The sequence below is a fragment of the Gemmatimonadota bacterium genome, assembly GCA_040388535.1.
Taxonomy (GTDB): Bacteria; Gemmatimonadota; Gemmatimonadetes; order Gemmatimonadales; family GWC2-71-9; genus Palsa-1233.
In genome coordinates, this window is sequence record JAZKBR010000002.1 from 745,117 (window position 1) to 765,283 (window position 20,167).

The 20,167-nt window shown below is 65.5% G+C and carries 17 protein-coding genes; 4 read left to right on the forward strand and 13 right to left on the reverse strand.

Features of this window, described 5'->3' with window-relative positions:
- Nucleotide 1: 1 nt before the first annotated feature.
- From V4558_06845 to V4558_06855, 3 genes are all read right to left on the reverse strand, one after another.
- Nucleotides 2–2,113: a M28 family peptidase gene (locus tag V4558_06845; GenBank protein ID MES2305205.1), complete on the reverse strand. Its 2,112-nt coding sequence runs from the start codon at nt 2,111–2,113 to the stop codon at nt 2–4.
- Nucleotides 2,114–2,385: 272 nt separating this feature from the next.
- Nucleotides 2,386–4,158 (reverse strand): alpha-amylase family glycosyl hydrolase, encoded by a 1,773-nt coding sequence (locus V4558_06850; GenBank protein ID MES2305206.1) that lies wholly within the window; start codon nt 4,156–4,158, stop codon nt 2,386–2,388.
- A gap of 11 nt (nt 4,159–4,169) precedes the next feature.
- Nucleotides 4,170–4,976: a hypothetical protein gene (locus V4558_06855; protein MES2305207.1), complete on the reverse strand. Its 807-nt coding sequence runs from the start codon at nt 4,974–4,976 to the stop codon at nt 4,170–4,172.
- A 202-nt stretch (nt 4,977–5,178) separates the two neighbouring features.
- Here V4558_06855 and V4558_06860 point away from each other — a divergent pair, with 202 nt between their 5' ends.
- Together V4558_06860 and V4558_06865 are read left to right on the forward strand one after the other, a co-directional pair.
- A complete protein-coding gene (locus tag V4558_06860) occupies nt 5,179–5,391 on the forward strand; it encodes a hypothetical protein (GenBank protein MES2305208.1) in 213 nt (70 codons plus the stop codon).
- A 32-nt stretch (nt 5,392–5,423) separates the two neighbouring features.
- Entirely contained in the window at nt 5,424–5,573 is a 150-nt protein-coding gene (locus V4558_06865; GenBank protein ID MES2305209.1) for a lmo0937 family membrane protein, read from the forward strand.
- A 104-nt stretch (nt 5,574–5,677) separates the two neighbouring features.
- Here the strand turns inward: V4558_06865 and V4558_06870 are convergent, their stop codons facing one another.
- Both V4558_06870 and V4558_06875 read right to left on the reverse strand, forming a co-directional pair.
- Nucleotides 5,678–6,133 (reverse strand): cbb3-type cytochrome c oxidase subunit I, encoded by a 456-nt coding sequence (locus tag V4558_06870; protein MES2305210.1) that lies wholly within the window; start codon nt 6,131–6,133, stop codon nt 5,678–5,680.
- Between the two features lie 6 nt (nt 6,134–6,139).
- Entirely contained in the window at nt 6,140–7,564 is a 1,425-nt protein-coding gene (locus V4558_06875) for a nitronate monooxygenase (GenBank protein MES2305211.1), read from the reverse strand.
- A 104-nt stretch (nt 7,565–7,668) separates the two neighbouring features.
- Between V4558_06875 and V4558_06880 the strand changes: the two genes are divergently transcribed.
- The gene (locus V4558_06880; GenBank protein ID MES2305212.1) at nt 7,669–8,070 is read left to right on the forward strand and encodes an Rrf2 family transcriptional regulator; all 402 of its coding nucleotides are present in this window, start codon (nt 7,669–7,671) and stop codon (nt 8,068–8,070) included.
- A 129-nt stretch (nt 8,071–8,199) separates the two neighbouring features.
- Here V4558_06880 and V4558_06885 read toward each other — a convergent pair whose 3' ends face one another.
- From V4558_06885 to V4558_06900, 4 genes are all read right to left on the reverse strand, one after another.
- Nucleotides 8,200–10,896, reverse strand: a complete 2,697-nt coding sequence (locus tag V4558_06885) for an ABC transporter permease (GenBank protein MES2305213.1) — start codon at nt 10,894–10,896, stop codon at nt 8,200–8,202.
- A 2-nt stretch (nt 10,897–10,898) separates the two neighbouring features.
- Nucleotides 10,899–11,237 (reverse strand): PadR family transcriptional regulator, encoded by a 339-nt coding sequence (locus V4558_06890; protein ID MES2305214.1) that lies wholly within the window; start codon nt 11,235–11,237, stop codon nt 10,899–10,901.
- Between the two features lie 157 nt (nt 11,238–11,394).
- Nucleotides 11,395–12,342: a VOC family protein gene (locus tag V4558_06895; GenBank protein ID MES2305215.1), complete on the reverse strand. Its 948-nt coding sequence runs from the start codon at nt 12,340–12,342 to the stop codon at nt 11,395–11,397.
- Between the two features lie 56 nt (nt 12,343–12,398).
- Nucleotides 12,399–13,745, reverse strand: coding sequence for a hypothetical protein (locus V4558_06900; GenBank protein MES2305216.1), 1,347 nt, complete (start codon nt 13,743–13,745; stop codon nt 12,399–12,401).
- A 179-nt stretch (nt 13,746–13,924) separates the two neighbouring features.
- Between V4558_06900 and V4558_06905 the strand changes: the two genes are divergently transcribed.
- Complete coding sequence (locus tag V4558_06905; protein MES2305217.1) at nt 13,925–14,254, forward strand: metalloregulator ArsR/SmtB family transcription factor; 330 nt, start codon at nt 13,925–13,927, stop codon at nt 14,252–14,254.
- 3 nt (nt 14,255–14,257) lie between these two features.
- Here V4558_06905 and V4558_06910 read toward each other — a convergent pair whose 3' ends face one another.
- Genes V4558_06910 through V4558_06925 form a run of 4 tightly spaced genes read right to left on the reverse strand, consistent with a single transcriptional unit; the run spans nt 14,258 to nt 20,023 of the window.
- Nucleotides 14,258–14,464, reverse strand: a complete 207-nt coding sequence (locus V4558_06910; GenBank protein MES2305218.1) for a DUF2892 domain-containing protein — start codon at nt 14,462–14,464, stop codon at nt 14,258–14,260.
- Nucleotides 14,465–14,485: 21 nt separating this feature from the next.
- Nucleotides 14,486–17,662 carry an efflux RND transporter permease subunit gene (locus tag V4558_06915; protein ID MES2305219.1) on the reverse strand — a complete coding sequence of 1,059 codons (3,177 nt, stop codon included), beginning with the start codon at nt 17,660–17,662 and terminating at the stop codon, nt 14,486–14,488.
- 2 nt (nt 17,663–17,664) lie between these two features.
- The gene (locus V4558_06920) at nt 17,665–18,675 is read right to left on the reverse strand and encodes an efflux RND transporter periplasmic adaptor subunit (protein MES2305220.1); all 1,011 of its coding nucleotides are present in this window, start codon (nt 18,673–18,675) and stop codon (nt 17,665–17,667) included.
- A 1-nt stretch (nt 18,676) separates the two neighbouring features.
- Nucleotides 18,677–20,023, reverse strand: a complete 1,347-nt coding sequence (locus V4558_06925; GenBank protein ID MES2305221.1) for a TolC family protein — start codon at nt 20,021–20,023, stop codon at nt 18,677–18,679.
- Between the last annotated feature and the right edge of the window lie 144 nt (nt 20,024–20,167).

The following is a 20,167-nucleotide window of genomic DNA, read 5'->3' on the forward strand; positions in this document are numbered from 1 at the left end:
GTTACTTCCCCTTGGACTTCTTCGTGGTGGTCGGCCGTGGCACCAGCTTGAGCGACCCGGCCGTTTCACGGGCACGAAGCACGGTCATGACATCGGCGAGCGGGAGCGGCGTGAACTCACCCGAGAGGAAATCGCGCACTTCGAGCGCTGTCATTCCCTTGTTCAGCAGCAGCGAAAATTCGGCACCGTACTCCTCTGGAAGCGCCGGGCCTGCCGCTCCGCGCGCACCACCAGCTGCGGGCGGGCGAGCGCCGGCGGCACCGGGCGCGGCGGCCGTGCGCGCCACCGGTTCGATCATCAAGCCGGCGGCTTCCTTTTCCTCGGCAGTCATTACCGGCTCAGCTGCCGCAACGCCGCGCTGCATCGCCGCGAGTTGATACGCGGCCTTCACTTCGTTGAGCAACGCATTCGCGCGCTGGTCGACCAGCGGCAGGAACGCCGCCGTCTTCTTCTTGCCATCGTCGACATTGGTCCAGAGCACACTCGCCGACCGGATCACGCCTTTCTCGACTTCGGCCTGATGCTGAATGGCGTTGCGCGCCTCCTGATAGGCCCGGGGCAACGTTTCAGTCGTGGCGTCCGCCAGGTAGCCGAGACCCTTGGTATGCGACTCGCCCATGCGCGAGAGGCCGCGACCGAGGTTGTCGGCCAGAACGCGCGCGGCGACTTCATCGGTGCCGGTCGCGAGCACGGCCAGTCCACCGAGGCCCACAGCGCCGGCGCGCTTGTACTGCGTCGGATCCTGCTTGTCGGGGGTGTCTTCCGATGAGTGGTACCACATGTCGGGCCAGGTGATGAACATCAGCGCGGGGATGCCGTGCTGCATGTAGGTCACGTGATCGCTCGAGCCGTAGTGCTTGTCGATCTTGATGTAGAAGGCATCCTTGCTGCCGCGCGGCGACTCGACCGGTTGCGACGGTGCGTAGCCCGAGCGACGGAAACGGACGCGCTCGCGCGAGATGTCGGCGATGTACTCCATCATCGACTGGCCGATGTCGTTGAGATACGACGGGAAGGTGTCCGGCGTGCGCTGCAGCACCCAGTAGCTGCGACTGTCGGCAACGCGAATCGCTTCCATGTCGAAGTTCAGCGTCCCGATGATGCTCTTTTCCTTCTCGGGATGGGCGGTGAGGTAGGCGTTGGTGCCCGAAATCTCCGGGACCCACTGGAAGTTGATCGTGCGCCTGGGGCGCGGGAGTTTCCCTTCGGCGATCAGCTTGAGGTAGGCGCGACCGATCTCGAGCGTCAGTGCGCAGCCGCTGGCGTCATCGTTGGCCCCCTGCTTGATCAGCCCCTCGTAGAGATGCCCGCTGATCCCGACTTCCTGTGTCGTGCTGCCATCGCCGGGAATCTCGGCGTGGACGTACTCGGCCTGGTAGGAAACCTGCACGCTCTTGACGACAGAGCGGATGGTGATCTTGTCGCCGCGCAACAGCATTGCCGCAAGGTTGTTCCGCACCTCGGGCGTGACCGACCAGGCCACGGTGTTGGGCTGGGCATTCACCGTGGACGAGACAATCTGCGTCGGGAAATCGACGGTGCGCTGGAAGCCGATCGCGCTGATCCCGAGCACGCCGACCGCGCCGCGCTGGATCGCCTGCGCGTAGGTGGCGGAGGTCGAGCCGGATGAGAGCACGAACTTTCCCTTGACATCCTTCCCTTCGAAGTCGGCCGCGCGACCGGCACCCACGTCGACCAGTTCACCCGAGAAGTCGCCGTTGGCGTTCAGCGAGGCGAGCGAGAGCGCCAGGTCGTGGATGTCGAAGAGCTTTACGTTCTTCGGCGTCGTCATCCAGAGCTCGCCCTGCACCGGTTGCCAGGTCTGCGTCACTGGCCCGAACTTCTCGATCGCGATATTGCTGAAGCCGTACTCCTTCGCGAAGGCGGCCATCACCAGACTCTCGCGATAGTGACCGCTGTATTCCTCGGGCAGTCGCACGCGCTGATAGGGCACCAGTTCCATCACGTGGTGCATCGCGCGCTCGCCGGACACCTCATTGATGATCGCCGTCATCATCTGCTGCGAGAGCAGGGTACGGTCCTCACGCTCCTGCGCGGCGAGGGGAGCAACGGCAATGAGCAGGCTGGCGGTGGCGGTGAACACGGATTTCACGGGACGAGCCTCGAGCAGAGGATGGGCGAAGAACGGCAAAAGATGAATGATCGGCGATGGGCGATAGCAGACAGGCCGCACCAGTCGGGTGACAAGGTTGGCGTCCGGTCGGCCAGGACTTTCAGGATGCTGACGTCGAGTTGTGGGGAAGGATCACTCTATAATGCCGCAAAATGGGACACGCCGCCACTCGAAGGCATTTCCGAGTAGAAGTGTCGGGTATTCATTGGGAGAAGGGAGAAGGGAGAAGGGAGAAGGGGGAGGGGCTCGGCTCAGGTGGGGGTGAGTATCAGCGCTGACCACTGGGGGAGGGAGAGCCGGAGCTGACCGGCCTCGACTTCGAGGCGCTCGGGGTTAGTCAGCGGGTCGCCGCCGTAGTTGGGTGCCTGACTGTCGAGGACGACCTGCCACGCGCCGATGCCGCCAGGTGAAGGGAGCTGATAGCCCTGATCGGGCCAGCTGTTTTCGCTCAGGTTGACCACGATGAGCAGTGGCCGTCCGGCCTCATCGGGTCGCAGGAAGGCGAGCACCCCGGCGGCGCCGTCGACCTGGACAATCTCGAACCCCGGCTGCCGCAGGACCGGGGTATTCCACCAGAGCCGGTTGGCATCGGTAACCAGCGCGCGCATCTGCAGTCCGATCGGGTCTCCCGCGACAGACCAGTCGAAGCGATGGTCGGAATGGTGGCCGTTGGCATCGGGGCGCGGGTTCCAGTAGCCGGGGAGGTGGCATTCGGCGCCCATGAAGCACATCGGGGTGCCGGGAAGCGCGACGCAGAGCACCCACCCGATCCGCGCCTTCGCGCGCGCCAGCCAGTCGTCTCGACCACCGACGAGTTCGACGAAGTGACGATACCCGACGCGGGCCCCGGCTTCGTTGTCGTGCGCGGTATCGTGCGAACCCAGCAGATACCGGATGCGGAGCGCGGCATCGGGAAGGTGGACCAGTTGCAGCAGGAACTCGACCCGACTCTCGACCGATGTCGCGCCGACCGCGTTGACGAAGATTGGCGGGTCGCCCAGCGCCCAGACGCGATCGAAGCGAAGATGCTCCGTCAACTGGGGCCAGATGCCAGCATCATGGCCGGTCCATTCGACGATCAGCAGTTTGTCCTGCCAGAGCGGGTTGGCGCGCACGGCCGTCACGACCTCGAGCAACACTTCGCGAGCGATTTCATCGGCGGCATCAATCCGGAGTCCGTCGACGCGATACTCCTCGAAGCAGTGACGCGCGTGATTGACGATGAAATCGCGCACCTCCGCCTTCCAGAACGCGGGTCGCGGTCCCCACGGTGAACGCTCCCCACCTTCAAAGAAGATTCCGCCATCGCGGGTCATGCCGTCGAATTCCCAGAGGCGGTTGTCGACATCGCTGAAATGATTCCAGACCACATCGAAGATCACCGCGAGGCCGCGATCGTGTGCTGCCCGGATCAGCTGCCGCAACTGCAACGGTGAGCCGTACGATGACTCCGGCGCGAAGAGATGCGACGGTGCGTACCCCTCCTGACCATCGCCGGGGTTTTCGTGAATCGGCAGCAAGGCCACTGCATTGAAGCCGAGCGCCCTGATGTAATCGAGTTTCGAGGCAAACTGTTCGAAGGTGCCGGTAGCGGTAGGTCCGGTGTCGACACCATCGCCGAGGCCGGTAAACGAGCCGATGTGGGCCTGATAGATGAGCCAGTCCGGTCGGGCTGGGGTCTCGAAGCCATCATCGGCGAGCCCCGACTCCACCAGCTCGCTCGCGACGTCGACGATGACGGCATTGCCACTCGAGTGCCGGGTGGCGCGTGCCCAGGGATCGCTGCGGCGGAGCCCGCGCTGGCCCGGATTGAACTCGTCGCCGCCACGATTGTCGATGACGTAGAGGTACTCATCCCCGGCGCGCACGCCCTCAACGGTGATGGACCAGCAGTCGTCGTCGCCTCGCGCAAGCAGGTGTTCGTCTTCGCGCCAGGCGTTGAACGATCCCGTCACGGCGACGCGTGAGGCGTTGGGCGCCCAGACCATGAATGTCGCCGCGGCGCCGGACAGTGTTACGCCCATCGCCCGGGCGCTCATTTCGGCCACGCCGGCGTGGCGAGATCGAGGCGCCAGGTCGGGCCCAGGTACATCGGTCCCACAAAGCGAAGAAACGTCGGGACGTCATCCCTGACGATCCACGCGCGACTGTCGGGCGGGTGCTTGCCGAGCACGTGTGCGAAGAAACCGACCAATGGTCCGAGGCGCGGCTTGAGGATGAACTCCTGCGCCGTCTCGGCCCGGGGGCCGGGGCGGATACGGACGGTTCCCGCCGGCACGAACTCGAGCTCGATCAATCGTGGCTTCGGCGTGAAGGCGACCAGCTGCACTCGGCGCGGCGTCCGTACATCAAGATTCTTCGCGAGAATGATGACGAGTCCGTTGGCGATATCGGGTTGCAGTTCGAGGGTGCCGTCATAGACCTCGGCCGGCTTCGCTCCGACTCGCGAGGTGACGTGATACCGTCCCGCGCGGGTGAGCGTGGCATCGAGCTGATGCTCGAACGCCGGGCCCTGCTGCACCAGGTGGTATTGCTGCAAGGCGAAGACGTGTTGCTGGGTGAAAGTCGCGGTTTCGTCGAAGAGGGAGCCATCGAGGAAGCGAAAACGCAGCCGCGACTCGATCCCGCCATTCATCGGCCGCTGCAACAGGTCACCCTGCGCGATCAGCGTCCCGGCATCGTTCCGGAGTTCGAGGAAGCCGTGCACGGAGCCTTCGGGGAAGCGTACCGCGACCCCTGCGTGTGCGGGTGAGGCTGGCGTTTCCTGCGCGGAGAGCGACATCGCCGCCACAAGGGCCACCGCGATGCCGTTGGCTCCGATCAATCTGAGCAAACGACGCATAGGCAGGGAGCATCCGGACACGAGTGGGCATCCCGGCGGGGCCGGGAGCCGGGGAGTCACTCCTATGGACGAGGAGCGGGCAACCGTGGACACACCTGCGCACGACGATGGGCGAGTAGTGTGCGGGTCTGGGGTGGGGCTTCGTCTCTCAGCTACACGCGGCACGTTGGAACACACTCAATCGCTTCACAAAGGACTCGATATGCGCCCGACAGGTATCGCTGGACTCGTTCTCATCGTGCTGTGCGTGGTGGTCCTGGTCACCGGCGGGGGCTTCACCACCAAGAAGGACATCCTGAAGATCGGCGATGTGAAGGTCACGGCAGACGACAAGCAGTCGATCCCGCCCTGGGTCGCTGGCGTCGGCATCATTGCGGGAATCGGCCTGCTGGCGACATCGCGTCGCCGTAGCTGAATACTCATCACTCAGAATCGAGGAAGCGTCTCATGCTCGAAACAATCATTGTCATTCTGCTGATCATGTGGGCGCTGGGCATGATCGGGGGCTACGCGTTCGGTGGCCTGCTGCACATTCTGCTCGTCATCGCCCTGATCGTGATCGTCATCCGGGTGATCCAGGGAAGGAAGCCGCTCTAGTCGAGATGGGAGAAGGGGGAAGGGGAAGAGAGAACTACCTTGGCCGTGAGCTCGTCAGCCACAGGGTAACTCTCCATCCACCTTCCCCGTTCTTCTCTTCTTCTCTAGAATCTCTCGCCCTTCGCTTCGCGCTGCTGGCTTCCCACCGCCCGAATCCTGCTCCACATCGTTCCGAAAAAGAGCGCGAGGCCGGCGATCTGCGCCAGCCCGGCGAGCAGGACCGCGATGCGCAGCCACTCGGCTGTGCTCGTACCACGCAGCAATTCGCCGATGATCCTGCTCGCCGTACCCACCGTCAGCAGCCACCACGCCACCAGGACGAGCGCAGGGCGATAGCGAATGTCGTCTCGTTCGGGCCGCGGGAAGAGCCAGAGCGCCACGCCAAGGATCATCATCATCACGAAGCCGACGAAGATCGCGTGCGTGTGCGCGCTGGTTTCCCACGATGTCGGGGAACGCTGGTACAGCTCCCGGCGAACCATCATCCAGCCCCCCAGCACGAGGCCGGCGAACAGAAAGAGAATCGCCGTCTTGATGTATCGTCGGACGAGTGAGTGCATCGCGCCTCAGATCGGCAATGTCAGGAGATATTCCAGCACATCCGACGCGGTGTAGTGCATCCGGCCGCGGAGCACCCGACCCAGGTTCGTCAGGTCATCGCCACTCGTCAGTAGCGGCGGCTCGACCTCACCGTCATCGCGGAGCTGACCGAGACCGACATCGGCCGTCAGCGCATTGCAGAGGCAGCGGCGGCCGACGGTATCCTCGTACGCGCCACCCTTCGCGAGATAGGCCTCGACCGGTTCGGCAGGGCAGCGATAGCCGAGTCGCCCGTCGTCGGACCGATACGCGGTGCGCAGATATCCCAGGTCACAGCGGCGCTCGCGCGGCTCCTCGGGTTCCGAGCCGGGCCACGCGACCACCTTGAACGGGTACCCCGTGGGTGACGCCTTGGGGTCGGTGAAGACGGTGACATCTCCGCTGACGAGCTGTTCCACGACCGTGCGCTTGAGTGCCTCGGTGATCCCCGACTCGGCGCACCATGCGAAGAGAGTGCCGACCTGAACACCCGCGGCACCGGCTGCGCGCGCGGCCGCCAGCGCCTCCGGTGTGCCTGCAGAGCCGGCGAGCCAGAACGGCAGCCCGAGTTCGGCGAGTTTCTCGAGGTCGACGACGTCGCGTTCACCGTATACCGGTTCGCCCAGGGCATTGAACTGTGGCGTGCCCCGCGGCGGTGCATTGTGGCCGCCAGCAGTGGGGCCTTCCACCACGAAACCATCGACTCGTCCACTCGCCTTGCGCGCGAGCACGGTTGCAAGCGAATTGCTCGCGACGATGGCAAGGAACTTCGGACGCCGGAGCGGCGGGAGGTGAGCGCCCGCTGTGTGGTCTGCCGGATCGAAGAGGAGATCGATCTGTTCTCCGGCTGGCATCCCTTCCACCTCGAGACGGATCGACCCCGGCAAGTGCGCCGCGAACGCATCCAGCACCGCCGGGATCTCGCGCGGTATCCCGGCGCCCATCAGGACGTAGTCGACGCCTGCGAGCATCGCACCATACAGAGACGCGAGGTTGGGAAGCTGGACCTTGGTGAGCAGGTTGACACCGACGAGCCCGCGATGGCCTTCCTTCGCGAGATCGACCTCGACGAACGCGGCGAGCATGGTGATCTGCTGGCGTTCGATACTCACCGACCGGCGATACATCGGCAGCATCGCGTACGGTTCGCCGGGTGCGCGACCCGACGGGATGAAGTAGCGCGCGAGCACCGCGTCGGCGACACCGGGAACGGGGAAGCGCTCCATCGAGCGGCGGACGTCGCCATCGGGATCGCCATCTTGCAATCGGCGGACGAGCACCGTGTCGAGTGCAGTGGCCGAGACTACGCCGAGCTGGCCCAGACGGGAGACGGCGCGGGCGAGCCGCCAGTTGGAAACTCCAACTCCCATGCCACCCTGGATGATGACTGGCTCTGCGGCGATTCCGAGCATACAGGTACTCCGGTCATACGGTGAGCTACGGTCGGGTCGCGCTGGGCGGTCCGGCATGTTTATCATATTGATATGATAAATATACTGATCCGGCCGCCACACCAGTGCTGAGCCTCCCCCAGACGGCCGAGTATGCCCTGCGGGCGGTCAATTTCATCGCCGACACCCCCGATGGCCGACCTCGACGGGTGGGCGAAATTGCGGCCGCGATCAAGGTGCCGCACAACTATCTCTCGAAGACCCTCCACCAGTTGGCCCAGGCAGGGGTGGTGCGGTCGACTCGCGGTCCGGCGGGCGGATTCCAGCTCGCGCGGCCTGCCTCGGGGCTCACGCTGGCCGAGGTCATCGGCCCGTTCATGCCGGTGTCGGGCCGCCCCTGCGTCCTCGGCCGCACGCGATGCAACGACACCACGCCCTGCGCGGCGCACCATCTCTGGAAGCCAGTCGGCCAGCAGCTCGAGGCGTTCTTTGCGGCGACGACGATTGCGGAGTTGAGGGGGGACTAGAAGCAAGAGACTAGAGACTAGTGAAGAGAGACTAGAGGTCTGGCTGTCATCCTGAGCGGAGCCGCCGGCAGGGCGGCGCAGTCGAAGGACCTCTCTAGTCCCTAGCCTCCAGTCTCTAGTCTCTTGCTTCTAGTCCCCCCGCAGCGCCTCGACCGGGTCGATTCTTACCGCGCGCGCGGTGGGGAGCGAACTCGCCGCGACGCCGAGCGCGGTGACCAGCAACGCCACCGTGACCATCACGCCGGTGTCGGTCGGGCTCACCTCAAAGAGGAGTGACCGCAATACCCGTGTGCCTGCCACGGCACCACCCAGTCCGAGCGCAACGCCGATCATCACCAGCCGAAGCGACTGACCGAGCACCATCGCCCCGATATTCTGCGCCGAAGCCCCAAGGGCGATCCGCACACCGATCTCGCGCTGACGCTGGCCGACCACATAGGCGATCACGCCATAGAGTCCCACCGCGCTCAACACCAGCGCCATCACGGCCGCGGCGCCGAGGAGCAACAGCGTGAAGGTGCGACTCGCCATCGAGTCGGCGGCCACGTCGGTCATCAGCCGGGCATCCGACACCGGCACGGTCGGGTCGATCGCCGCCATCGCGTCGCGGACCAGCAGCTGGACCGTCGCTGCCGCAAGTGTGGGCGCCTTGACGACCAGCTGCACATCGAGCGGCACGTTGTTGGTCGGTGCGCTGTCGGGTGGCACGATGGAGAAGTAGGCGACTTCGTTGGGCGGCTCATCGAGTGAAGTGCCGTGCACTTCACTGCTGACCCCGGCGACCCGATCCCACTGATCGCCGCCACGGCAACAGCGGATCGACTTGCCGACCGGATCTTCACCCGGCCAGAAGCGGCGCGCGAGGGCAGGTGAGATCACCACGCCACCGTTGTGCGTTGCTGCATCGGCCCAGTCTGGCGCACGACCGCGAATCGAGATTCCCATCGTCGCGAAGTATCCGGGAGAGACCTGCATCGTCGCGATGCAGCGATTGCGCACCGGCTGCGACCCCTCGGCAGGTGCCGTGACCGATGTGCATCCCTGATCGCCCGAGAGCGGCAGCGCCTCGGCGAAGCCGACCTCCACGACACCGGGCGCGCTCTTGATTCGCTCGGCGAGCTGTCGGTACGTCGTCGCGACGCGATCGTAATCCTTGTACGCGGCCGACGGGAGGCCGAGCGACATGGCAATCACGCCATCGGCAACGAAGCCGGGCTCGACGCTGCGCAACCGCTGCCCACTGCGCAACAGCAATCCGGCGCCCGCGAGCAGCATCACCGTGAGTGCGACTTGACCCACGACGAGACCGTTGCGCAACGCCAACCGGGCTCGCGACGCCGTAAGAGTGCGCGATCCCTCGCGCAGCGCGCCCGCGTCGGCCTTTGCGTGCGACAGCGGAATGGTGCCGAGCCCGACACCGATGAGCAGTGCTGCGGCAATGATCAGTGCGGCGGAAGCCCAGCCGAAATGCACCTCGCTCAGGCGCGGCAGCGTATCGCCGGCCATCGCCGGAAGGACACCAAGTACCAGGCCGGTGAGGCCGCAGGCGAGTATCGCCGCAATCAGGGTGACGACAATTCCCTCGGTCAGGTAGTGCACCGCGAGGTAGCCGCGCGATGCGCCCAGGGCAGTCCGCATCACGATTTCCCTGCGCTCGGCCTCGGCGCGCACGAGCACTAGGTTCGCGACATTGGCGATGGCAACCACGAGCACCAGCCAGACCGCTGCGAAGAGAATCCAGAGCGCGCGGGCGACGGCCGGGCCGACCACCTTGTCACGCAGTGGCGTCACCGAGGTCCGGAAGCCGGAGTTCTGGATCCAGTGATTCGGGTACGCGGCCGGAAAGATCTCTTCCATCCGCAGTACCAGCGGCGCGATCTGCGCCTCGGCATCGGCCGCGCTGAAACCGGGCCGCAGCCGGGCCACCGCGCCGCGCACATGGTTGTTCATTGGTGCGGCAGCCGGATCGATGTAATCGGGTACCCAGATGTCGACATGCTGATCGGGGAGTCCAGCGTTCGCCGGCGTGACGCCGACAATCTCACGCTTGGTGCCATCGACATTGAAGAGCTTGCCGATCACTGTGCGATCACCACCGAAGCGGCGCATCCAGTAGTCGTGCCCCAGCACGACAACCGTACCTGGTCGCGCGAGATTGTCTTCGGGGCGAAACACGCGGCCAAGTTCCGGCGCGATGCGGAGTGTCGGGAAGATCGACGCACTCACGGAGGCGGCGTTGATGCGCTCGGCGCGCACCGTCCCTTCACCGGGAATGGAGACCTGGATGCTGCGATAGAGCGCCATGTCCTCGAAGGCGCGGACATTGGCCTTGTAATACGGCAACTGATGCCGGGCGATCCCCCACACGTCATTGAGCTTGGGCATCACCGAGGCGAGCGACACCAGCTGCTGCGCCTGGGGATACGGCAATGGCCGGAGCAGCACGGTGTCGAGCAAGGTGAAGACCACCGCGGTCGCGGCGAGACCGAGTCCGAGGGTGAGCACGGCGGGAATGGTGAAGGCGGGCTGCCGACGAAGGCGACGCAAGGCAATCCGGATTTCGTCGGCGATAATCGTGAGCCGTTCGCGCGAACTGCGCCGCGCGTGAATGCGGCTGTCGATCGCCGCGAGTCCGGTGCGCACGGCCGATACATCGCCGAACTCCTGGACCGCCTGACGACGTGCCGCGACCGGGTCGGTGCCGCTGGCAACGAGTGCCTCGATCCGCTCATCAAAATGAAAGCGGAGTTCATCCTGGATGTCGGCCGCGATATCGCTTCGGCCGAAGCGGAGGTACCGACGCCAACTCGGTTCGGGACGTGGCATGTTCAGGCCCTCCCCGGCGAGGCCATCACCTTGGCGACAGCGACGACGTAGCGATCCCAGTTCACCGACCGGACGCCGAGTTCTGCCCGGCCGCCCGGGGTGAGCCGGTAGAATCGGGCCCGTTTCCCCTTCTCCGAGATGCCCCAATCGGCCTCGACCCACCCCTTTTCTTCCATCCGGTGGAGCGAGGTGTAGAGGGCGCCATCCAGGATCCGGAAGGTGCCGTCTGAGCCCTCCTGGATCCACCGCGCCACGGCGTAACCGTGCATGGCGCCGTGACTTAGGCAGCGGAGGACGAGGACGTCGAGGGTGCCCTGGAAGAGATCGAGTTCAGCGGACATCGGATTACCTCAACAGGTGATGCAATCAGTGTTGAGGTATACGGAGCCGGATTCGGGGAGGTTTCGGGAGGGAGGGATGATGGATGATGGATGACGGATGAAGGATGACTGATGATGGATGAAGCTCTCTAGTCTCTAGTCTCCAGTCGCTAGTCTCTCACGCTGGCGCCACTCTCAATCGCAGCGCCGTCTGCCAGGGATCACGCACCAGAAAGGAGCCGTCATCGCGGGGTTCGGTGGGGTGCCCGTTCTGCTTGAGTGCTGCCACCGTGGCGGTGAGCGAGGGCTGGTCGGGGAAGTGCATCGTCCACTCAAGCAGTTGCGACTCATCGGCGTGCGGCGCCACTGACCCGCTGCCGGCCCAGGTGTTGGTGCCGAGATGGTGGTGATAGCCACCGGCGCCGAGGAAGAGGGCACCGGGGTACTCCCAGACCATGCGGTCGAAGCCGAGTGCGTCGAAGTAGAACCGCGACGCTTCGGCGATATCACCGACATGCAGATGCAGGTGTCCCATCCGGGTGCCGGCGGGCATTCCGGTCCAGGCTTCACCGCCGCTGGCGCGCACGAGATCGGCCACATCAACGGGGTCCGACGCCATCATCAGTTCACGCTTGATCCGGCGCCACTCCTCGCGAGGGCGGTCGGCATACACTTCGATGCCGAGGTTGTCGGGGTCCTGCAAGTAGAACGCTTCGCTGACGAGGTGATCCGCTGCACCGGCGTGCGCATTGATTTCGCCGAGGTGCTGGATGAAGCGGCCCAGGGAGGGTCGATCGGGGAGCAGAATGGCGAAGTGGTAGAGACCGGTGCGACTCCGTCGCGGCGCGGGGTGCGCTCCCGTGCGTTCGTCGAGATGAATTAACGGCAGGTCGGGGCCAAGTGCCGCGAGGGTGGCGCTCTTCGCGCCGCGTTCGATCACCCGGAGCCCAAGGACCGCTTCGTAGTAGGCGACGGATTTGCCGAGGTCGGCGATCTGCAGGCGAACCGGGCCCAGCGAGAGCGCCTCGGGAAGCCGGTGACCGGGCGGTGCGATCCCGTAGCTTCCAGGCGTTGCCGGTTGTGCGCCTTCGGCATCGCCGAAGATATCGTGCGTCGTGACGCCCATGCTGCACCCCCCTGAGTGCGAAATATAGGCGTCCGACCGCGAATCATTCTCGGTGGTTACTTCGCCCTGCCCAGGATCCGTGCGACCGCCTCCATCCCCGGGTCTCGGCCCGCAGCGTAGCTCTCGAGGGTCCACGGCGCCGACACATCCGGGTCGAGATTCTTCACGGCGATCGGAAACCTCACCACATAGCCGTGACAGTCCGTATATCGCTTGCAGCCGGTGATGTAGTCGTGACGCTGCGTCGCGACGAGATACATCGCGCCCGAGTGTGGCAATTGCATCGGCTGTCCTTCGGCAAAGAAGTTGAGCCGGTCGCCGGGGGCCTCGCCCACGAGCACCACCCGTGCCGGTGCGCTCTGTTTCAGATAGCCTGTGCTCGAGATCGCGGCAGAGAAGGTCCACGGTGAGGTGAGCACCACCACGCGGCCATCGGCCGGAAGCCTGCTCACGATCGAACTCATCCACTTCTGGGTGAGTTGCAGGTTGCCACCACCGTTCATCCGCATATCGAGGACGATGTTCCGGCGATGCGCCGCCCGGCGGAGCGAATCGGAGTCGGCCAAAAAATCCGCAATGGATTCGCTGCCATCGACATTCGCGCGCAGCTGGATCAGGTAGGCATCGAGCTCGGGGGCATCGCGCCGACGCAGGGTCTGGTCGAACTGCTGCAGCGACCAGGGGGCCTTCGCCGGCGTAAGGAGCGCGCGCCAGCCGTTCCGTTCGTCGAGCGGCTCGAGGATCGCTGCCGCGCGATAGCCGCCACTGGGCAGATCAGGCGCCAGGGCAAGCCCGACATCGCGGGTCTTGCCGTCGCGGGTGGCGAGGCGATAACTCGCACGCGATTCGCCACGCGCCAATCCCATGGCGTAGAGCTGGCCGGGGCTTTCGAGGAATGCGCCGGCATTCCGGTCGCGCCACGCGGGGATGCCGCCGGCGAGCGTCCGCGCGGAGTCGCGCAGCCGGGCGATGGGCGTCCCATCGATGGCAACCAGTCGGGCACCGAGCAGCTCCGCGTGATCGGCGGTGGCGCGCAACACGTAGAAGTCCTGACCGAAGGGCGCCAGGCGGATACCTACCCGCCGGAAGCCGCTGCCATTGCCGCGGTTGATCGTCAGGGTATGGCCGTTGTCGGCCAGCGCCACGATCTGGGCGAGCGAGAGTCCGAAGCGGGTATCACTCAAGGTCCCCGCTTGTGCGGTGAGCGAAGCGAGGCGTCGCTTTGCCTCGGCACGTGCCGCTGGCGAGAAGGCCCGGTCGACATTGAGGAAGTCGCGCTCGAAGGCGGCGAGATCCTCACGTTGCGCGGCGGCGTTGCCGCGAGCCGGTGACTGTGCCCCGCCGCCAGTGACGATGAGCGATGAGAGCAGGAATGTTCCAGGAATCAGGCATGATGCCCGCATGGCGTCTCCGGTGAGAGGGCTGGTGACATGGTACGACGTGGTGAGCTGGCGGAGGGTTGTGTAAGCGTCGTGTATAAAGACTAGAGACTAGAGACTAGAGACTAGAGACTAGAGACTAGAGACTAGAGACAAATATTCTTATATTGCGATAGAGTTGTGAACAGGTCCTGGAGGGTATCGTGGCCGAGCTGAGTGATACCAACGCCGTTGCAGTCGCGGAACGTTTCAAGGCGTTGTGCGAGCCGATGCGACTGCGCCTGCTGCAGGCGCTCCGCACGGGAGAAGCGTCCGTCGGCGATCTGGCGGAGCAGGTCGGCGGCGGTCAGGCAAACATCTCGAAGCACTTGCAGGTGCTCCTGCAGCAGGGCTTTGTCGCCCGCCGCAAGGAAGGAACCAGCAGTTGGTACCGCATTTCCGATCCGCGCGTCTTCAAGCTCTGCGAACTCGTCTGTGGCGGCCTCGAAGAGGAGCTCGATCGCAAGCGCAAGCTCCTCCAGCGCCGGAAGTAGCCGTCAGCCTCCCTTCGGCTCGCAGCCGAGCAGTCGGAACCGGCCGAGGATCCGCTCGAGCGGACAGAAGCCGGTGAGGCTCGACTGAAAGAGGTTGAATCCGACAAACGCCGTGAAGCAGAACCAGGCGGGATTCACCCAGACTCCCAATGCCACCGACAGCATCACGAAGATGCCGGCGATTCGCCGTATGATCGCATCCTTGCACATGGTTTCCTCTCCGATAGCCGGTTATTCGCCTGAGGACGTGGTCATTTCCCGACGGCGGAGCTGCCAGTAGAGCAGCGGTACCACCACCATCGTCAGCAGGGTCGCCACGATCGCACCGCTCATCAGCGCTACGGCGAGCCCCTGGAAGATCGGGTCCAGCACCATCACCAGCCCACCGATAATTACAGCCGCGGCCGTGAGCGCGATGGGACGGAATCGCACCGTTCCCGCTTCGATCACGGCGTCGCGCAGCGGCACACCGCGCGCCTCGGCCAGCTGAATGAAGTCCACCAGCAGAATCGAGTTGCGCACGCTGATTCCCGCGAGCGCGATCATCCCGATCATTGATGTCGCCGTGAAGAACGCCCCGGTGATGGCGTGTCCGGGGAGAATGCCGATGAGAGTGAGCGGAATCGGGGCCATGATCACCAGCGGGATGGTGAACGACTGGAACCAGCCCACCAGCAGCACATAGATCAGCAGCAGGACCCCCGCGAAGGCGATCCCCAGATCACGGAACACCTCAATGGTGACCTGCCACTCGCCATCCCACTTGAGGGCGGTCTCGTCGAGGCGCGTCGGCGCGGTGGCGTTGTACCGCGCGATCGTCGCCCCCGGCTGCCGGAGCGAGTCGAGGCGGCGGTTGAGCGCCAGAATGGCGTAGACCGGCGACTTGATCGTGCCTGCGACTTCCCCCGTCACGTAGATCACGGGCCGAAGATTCTTGCGCATCCGGACGGGAAGACGGGTAGTCGAGTCGACCGTGACGAATCGTGCGAGCGGGGTAGCGCCGTGGGAAGTGGCGACCGGAACGGCGAGCAGTGCCTGCACGTCACTCCGTCGATTGCGATCCAAGCGGGTGACAATATCGACGCCCTCACGCGAGGTCGGCGCCGTCGCGGATCCGGCATTGGCGCCCGAGAGCGCGAGCGTGAGCACTTGCGAGATCTGCTCAACAGTGACCCCGGCATCAGCCGCGCGGGCGCGATCGACACGGAAGCGCAGCCGACCTTGCGGCGCGACCACGCTCCAGTCGACGTCCACCACACCTGGGGTGGATTCCATGATGGCCTTCACACGCGTTGCGGCTGCCAGCCGGGCGCTGTCATTGGCGGCATACACTTCGGCCACCAGCGTCGACAGCACCGGCGGACCCGGCGGAATTTCGGCGATCTTGGCGTTGGCTCCGAACTCGCGCGCGATGGAATCGACGGCGAACCGGACTCCCACGGCGATGTCGTGACTCTGCCGGTGGCGATCCCCCTTGGGCAGGAGGTTCACCTGCACGTCGGCGACATTGGCACCGCGGCGGAGGAAGTAGTGCCGCACCAGGCCATTGAAATTGAACGGCGCGGCGGTGCCGGCGTAGGTCTCGGTGCTCACGACTTCCGGGACGGTCCGCAGCCAGGTGGCGACTGCGCTTGCGGCTGCATTCGAGCGCTCCAGCGTGGTCCCTTCCGGAAGATCGAGGATGACCTGGAACTCCGACTTGTTGTCGAAGGGCAGCATCTTCACCTCGACCACCTTCACCACCACCAGTCCGATCGAGAGCAGCAACAATGCGCCGATGCCGGCATAGAATGCCTGCCAGGATCTTTTGCGTTCCATCAGCGATGTCATGAGTCGGGCGTAACCGGTGGCGAAGCGGCTGGCCGCCTTTCGTGCGCGCGACCCCTCTGCCACCGAGGGCACCGTGTGCACATGTCCCCTGAGCACGCGCAGGGCGAGATACGGCGTGATGATGAAGGCGACGCCGAGGGAAGCGAGCATTGCGGCAGATGCTCCCACCGGAATCGGACGCATGTACGGCCCGTTCATTCCGGTAACGAGCGCCATCGGCAGGATTGCCGCAATGACCGCGAAGGTGGCCAGAATGGTCGGATTGCCGACTTCATCCACTCCCTCGATGGCAGCCGCTTCCGGTGAACGATCCCCCATCTGCATGTGACGGTAGATGTTCTCCACGACGACAATGGCATCATCGACCAGGATGCCGATCGAGAAGATCAGCGCGAAGAGCGTGATCCGGTTGAGTGAGTACCCCAGCGCATAGTAGACGAAGAGCGTCAGCGCGAGGGTCACCGGTACCGCCACCAGCACTACTGCTGCCTCGCGCCAGCCAAGAAAGATGCCGACGAGCGCCGTCACGGAGAGGGTGGCAAGGAGCAGATGGAGAATCAACTCGTTGGCTTTCTCGCTTGCCGTTTCGCCATAGTTGCGGGTGACATCGACGGCGATGTCCGCTGGCAGGAGCCGCAGACGCGCTTGCGCCATCCGGGCCAGCGCAGCACGGGCGACATCGGTGGCGTTGACGCCGGGCCGTTTCGCGATCGCGAGCGTGACCGCTGCTTCCTCGGCCGTGCCACGTGCGGCGTGCGTGACATAGTCGGTGGCCTCGCCCGGCGCGACTGTGATAGTGGCGACATTGCGCAGATAGACCGGCCCTCCGCGGTTGGCCACCACGACGTCGCCCGCATCGGCCGCGGTGCGGATCGGTGCGCCGACGGTCACGAGCATCACCTGATCTGCCGCGGCGAATTCTCCTGCGGAGAGCTGCAGATTCCCGGCGCGCAGTGCCTGCATCACTTCTCCGGGCGTGACACCGCTGGCCGCGAGGCGCTCGGGGTCGAGGGTTACGCGAAGCTGCGTCGGCTTCCCGCCGATCAGTTCGATGTGCGCCAGGTCGGGAATGGTGGCGAGCTCATCGGCGAGGTGCGCCGCCACGGTCCGGAGCGCATCGGAGCTGTAGCGCGTACTGTGCAGCGTAAGGGCCAGGATCGGTACGTCATCGATCGAATGCGGCTTCACGAGCGGTGGCAGCGCACCAGGAGGCGCCAGATCGGCGGCGGACGCGAGCTTGGTGAAGACGCGACTGGCGGCGCGATCCTGATTCTCGCCAACCTTGAAGCGCACGGTGACCAGCGTCATCCCTTCGCTCGCCATCGCGTAGACATACTCCATGCCCGGGATCTCCCACATCAGTTTCTCGATCGGGCGGGTGCGCTGATTCTCGACTTCCTCGGGGGAGGCGCCGGGGTACGCGGCGATGACGTCGATCATCGGTACCGAGATCTGCGGCTCCTCTTCCCTCGGCGTGGCGATGATCGCAAGCACGCCAACCGCAAGGGATGCGATAGTCACGAGCGGCGTCAGCTTCGACCGCAGGAATGCGGCGGCCATCCGGCCTGCAATGCCCATGATCAACGCCCTCCGTCGAGGACGCGCACGCTGTCGCCAGCCGCCAGCCCCGAAAGCACTTCGACGAAGCGACCAATGCTCCCGCCGAGGGTGACCCAGCGAAGACCGCCGGAGGCGGTGTGCACGCCGACGAGATCGCCCTGACGCACGACGGCCGCATCAGGGATCAGCAAGGCCCGACGCCGACCCTGCGGCAACGCGATGGTTGCGGCACTTCCGCTCAGGAAACGACCGGCAGGATTCCGGGTCAGCGCATTGACGGTGTAGAGATTGGGGCCGGAGGGAACGACACCCTCAACCGTCGCTGTGGTCGCCGTATCCCCGATCGTGACCATGACTGCGGCGCCACGTCGCAGGCCACGGATCGCATCGGCCGCTACCTGCACAACGACGCGGAGAGTGGTGGCATCCTCCATCGTGATCAGTGGTGCACCGGGTGAGGCGAAGGCGCCGGGATCGACGAAGCGATGCGTCACCACTCCCGTGAACGGCGCACGCACGGCCGCGTACGACGTTGTCGCCGCAAGTTCCGACGCCATGCCGTTTGCGGACGCGACCGCCGCGTTCGCGCGGGAGAGCGCCGCCTCGGCCTGATCGAGCTGCGACCGGGTGGCCGCACTGTCCGCGTAGAGCGCGCGGATCCGGCTTGCATGAACGCTCGCCTCGCGCTGACCGGCGTCAGCGGCGACCGTGCCGGCATCGACTTGCACCCGCCGCGCCTCGAGATCGCGGGCATCGAGGCGAACCAGGAGTTGTCCCGCGACGACGCGATCACCTTCCTCGGCGCTGACGCTGTTCACTGTGCCCATCAGCCTGGTGCTGAGTGTTGCCTGGCGCAGCGGTTCGGCGCTGCCGTTCGCCACGTAGGCATCGGTGATCATGGTGTCGAGCACGGCGACGGGTGTGCCGCGCACCGGCGCCTGCCCGGCGGGGGCCGGTGCGACCTCCCTGCCACAGGCGGCGAGTAGCAGCGTCGCAAGGATCGTGGTTGCGAGGCGGGGCATCGTCGGCATCTCAATTCTCCAGCTGGGTAAGGTCCGTGAGGTCGTCGCCTGACGCGAGCCGTGCTGCCGCGACGGCGACTATGACCTGATAGCGCGCGGTGGCGAGGCCGAGTCGGGTTTCGTTTTCAACGGTCGCGGCGCTGAGCAATTCGGCGATGGTCGCAAGGCCGCCGTCGTACTTGCGGGCGACGATGCGGTGCGCTTCGGTCGCCTGCGCGAGGGATGTGCTCGCGATATCGAGCTGGGCCACTGCCACGGCGACCATCGTCGTGGTGGCGGATAGCTCCAGCCCGGCTCCGGCCTGGGCTGCGTCAAGGGCCGCGCGTGCGCTCACCGCCCGACCACGGCTCGCTTCGCGATCGGCGATCTGCGCAGCGCCTGTGAACGGCGACCACGACGCCATCACGCCAATCGTGTAACTGCGGCGGCCACCGAAGAGCCGGTCGGTGCTATTCCAGTCGGAGCGCCCGAAGCCGTTGAGTCGCGGGAGGTAGCCGGCGCTGGCGCGACGACCATCACGGTCGGCCGCCTCGAGGCCGAATCGTGCAGCGGTCACGTCCAGGCGCGTGGTGGCGGAATCGGTCGTGATTCGACCTGCGATGGCGTGAACCCGAGGCGCCGCCGGCAGCGAATCGGGGAGCACGAATGCGGTATCGCCCGGTTGGCCGAGGAGAAGTGCCAGCCTCTCGCGCGCGATGAGGGCATTGCCACGCGCCCCGATCAGTTGCGCCTCGAGCCGCCCCTGCTGGACTGAGGCAAGGAGCGCGTCAGAGCGGGTAGCGAGGCCGTTTCCCACCATCGACTCGGCCTGGCGCAGATGCGCCCGCGCGGCGGTCACCGCCGCCTCGAGCGTCTGGATTTCCTCGCGGGCGAGGATGGCGGCGAAGTAGGCGCGAGTGACATCGGCCCGAGTGCTGGCGCGGATCCATCCCGCGTTGGCCCGGGCTGCATCGGTGAGTCGCAAGGCGACCGAGCGGCCAAGGAACGCATCGGCGTTGAAGAGCGGGACCTCCGCGACGATGCTGGCGCGCCAGTTTGTCACCGGATCGGGGGAGTTGAGGCTCGATGGATTGAAGGAGGCCGCGGACACCAGCCGTTGCTCGAGCGTGTATCCGAAGGCACCCAGCGGATCATCGGTCCGGGCGACTCCACCTTCGACCCGCACGGAGGGGAGGATGCCCTGGAGCGCCGCAGTGACCTGAGCGGCCTGCGCCCGGCTGGCACCGTCGGCGATCCGGTTCGCGAACGCTGCGGTATCGGCGCGCCGGAACGCCTCGGCCAGGGACAAGGGCCCCTGGGCCGTCGCGGGGCTGGCGACCGCGATGAGGAGGGCGGGGAGCAGGGCAGATCGGTGCATGGTCGACTCCGGGGCGCAGGGCGCAAACTACTCAATAACTATATAGTTGATAATGATGCGCAGCAACCCGGCGGGAGGCGACATCAGACTTGGGGAAGGGGGAAGGGGGAAGGGGGAAGGGGGAAGGGAGAAGAGACGAGGGGG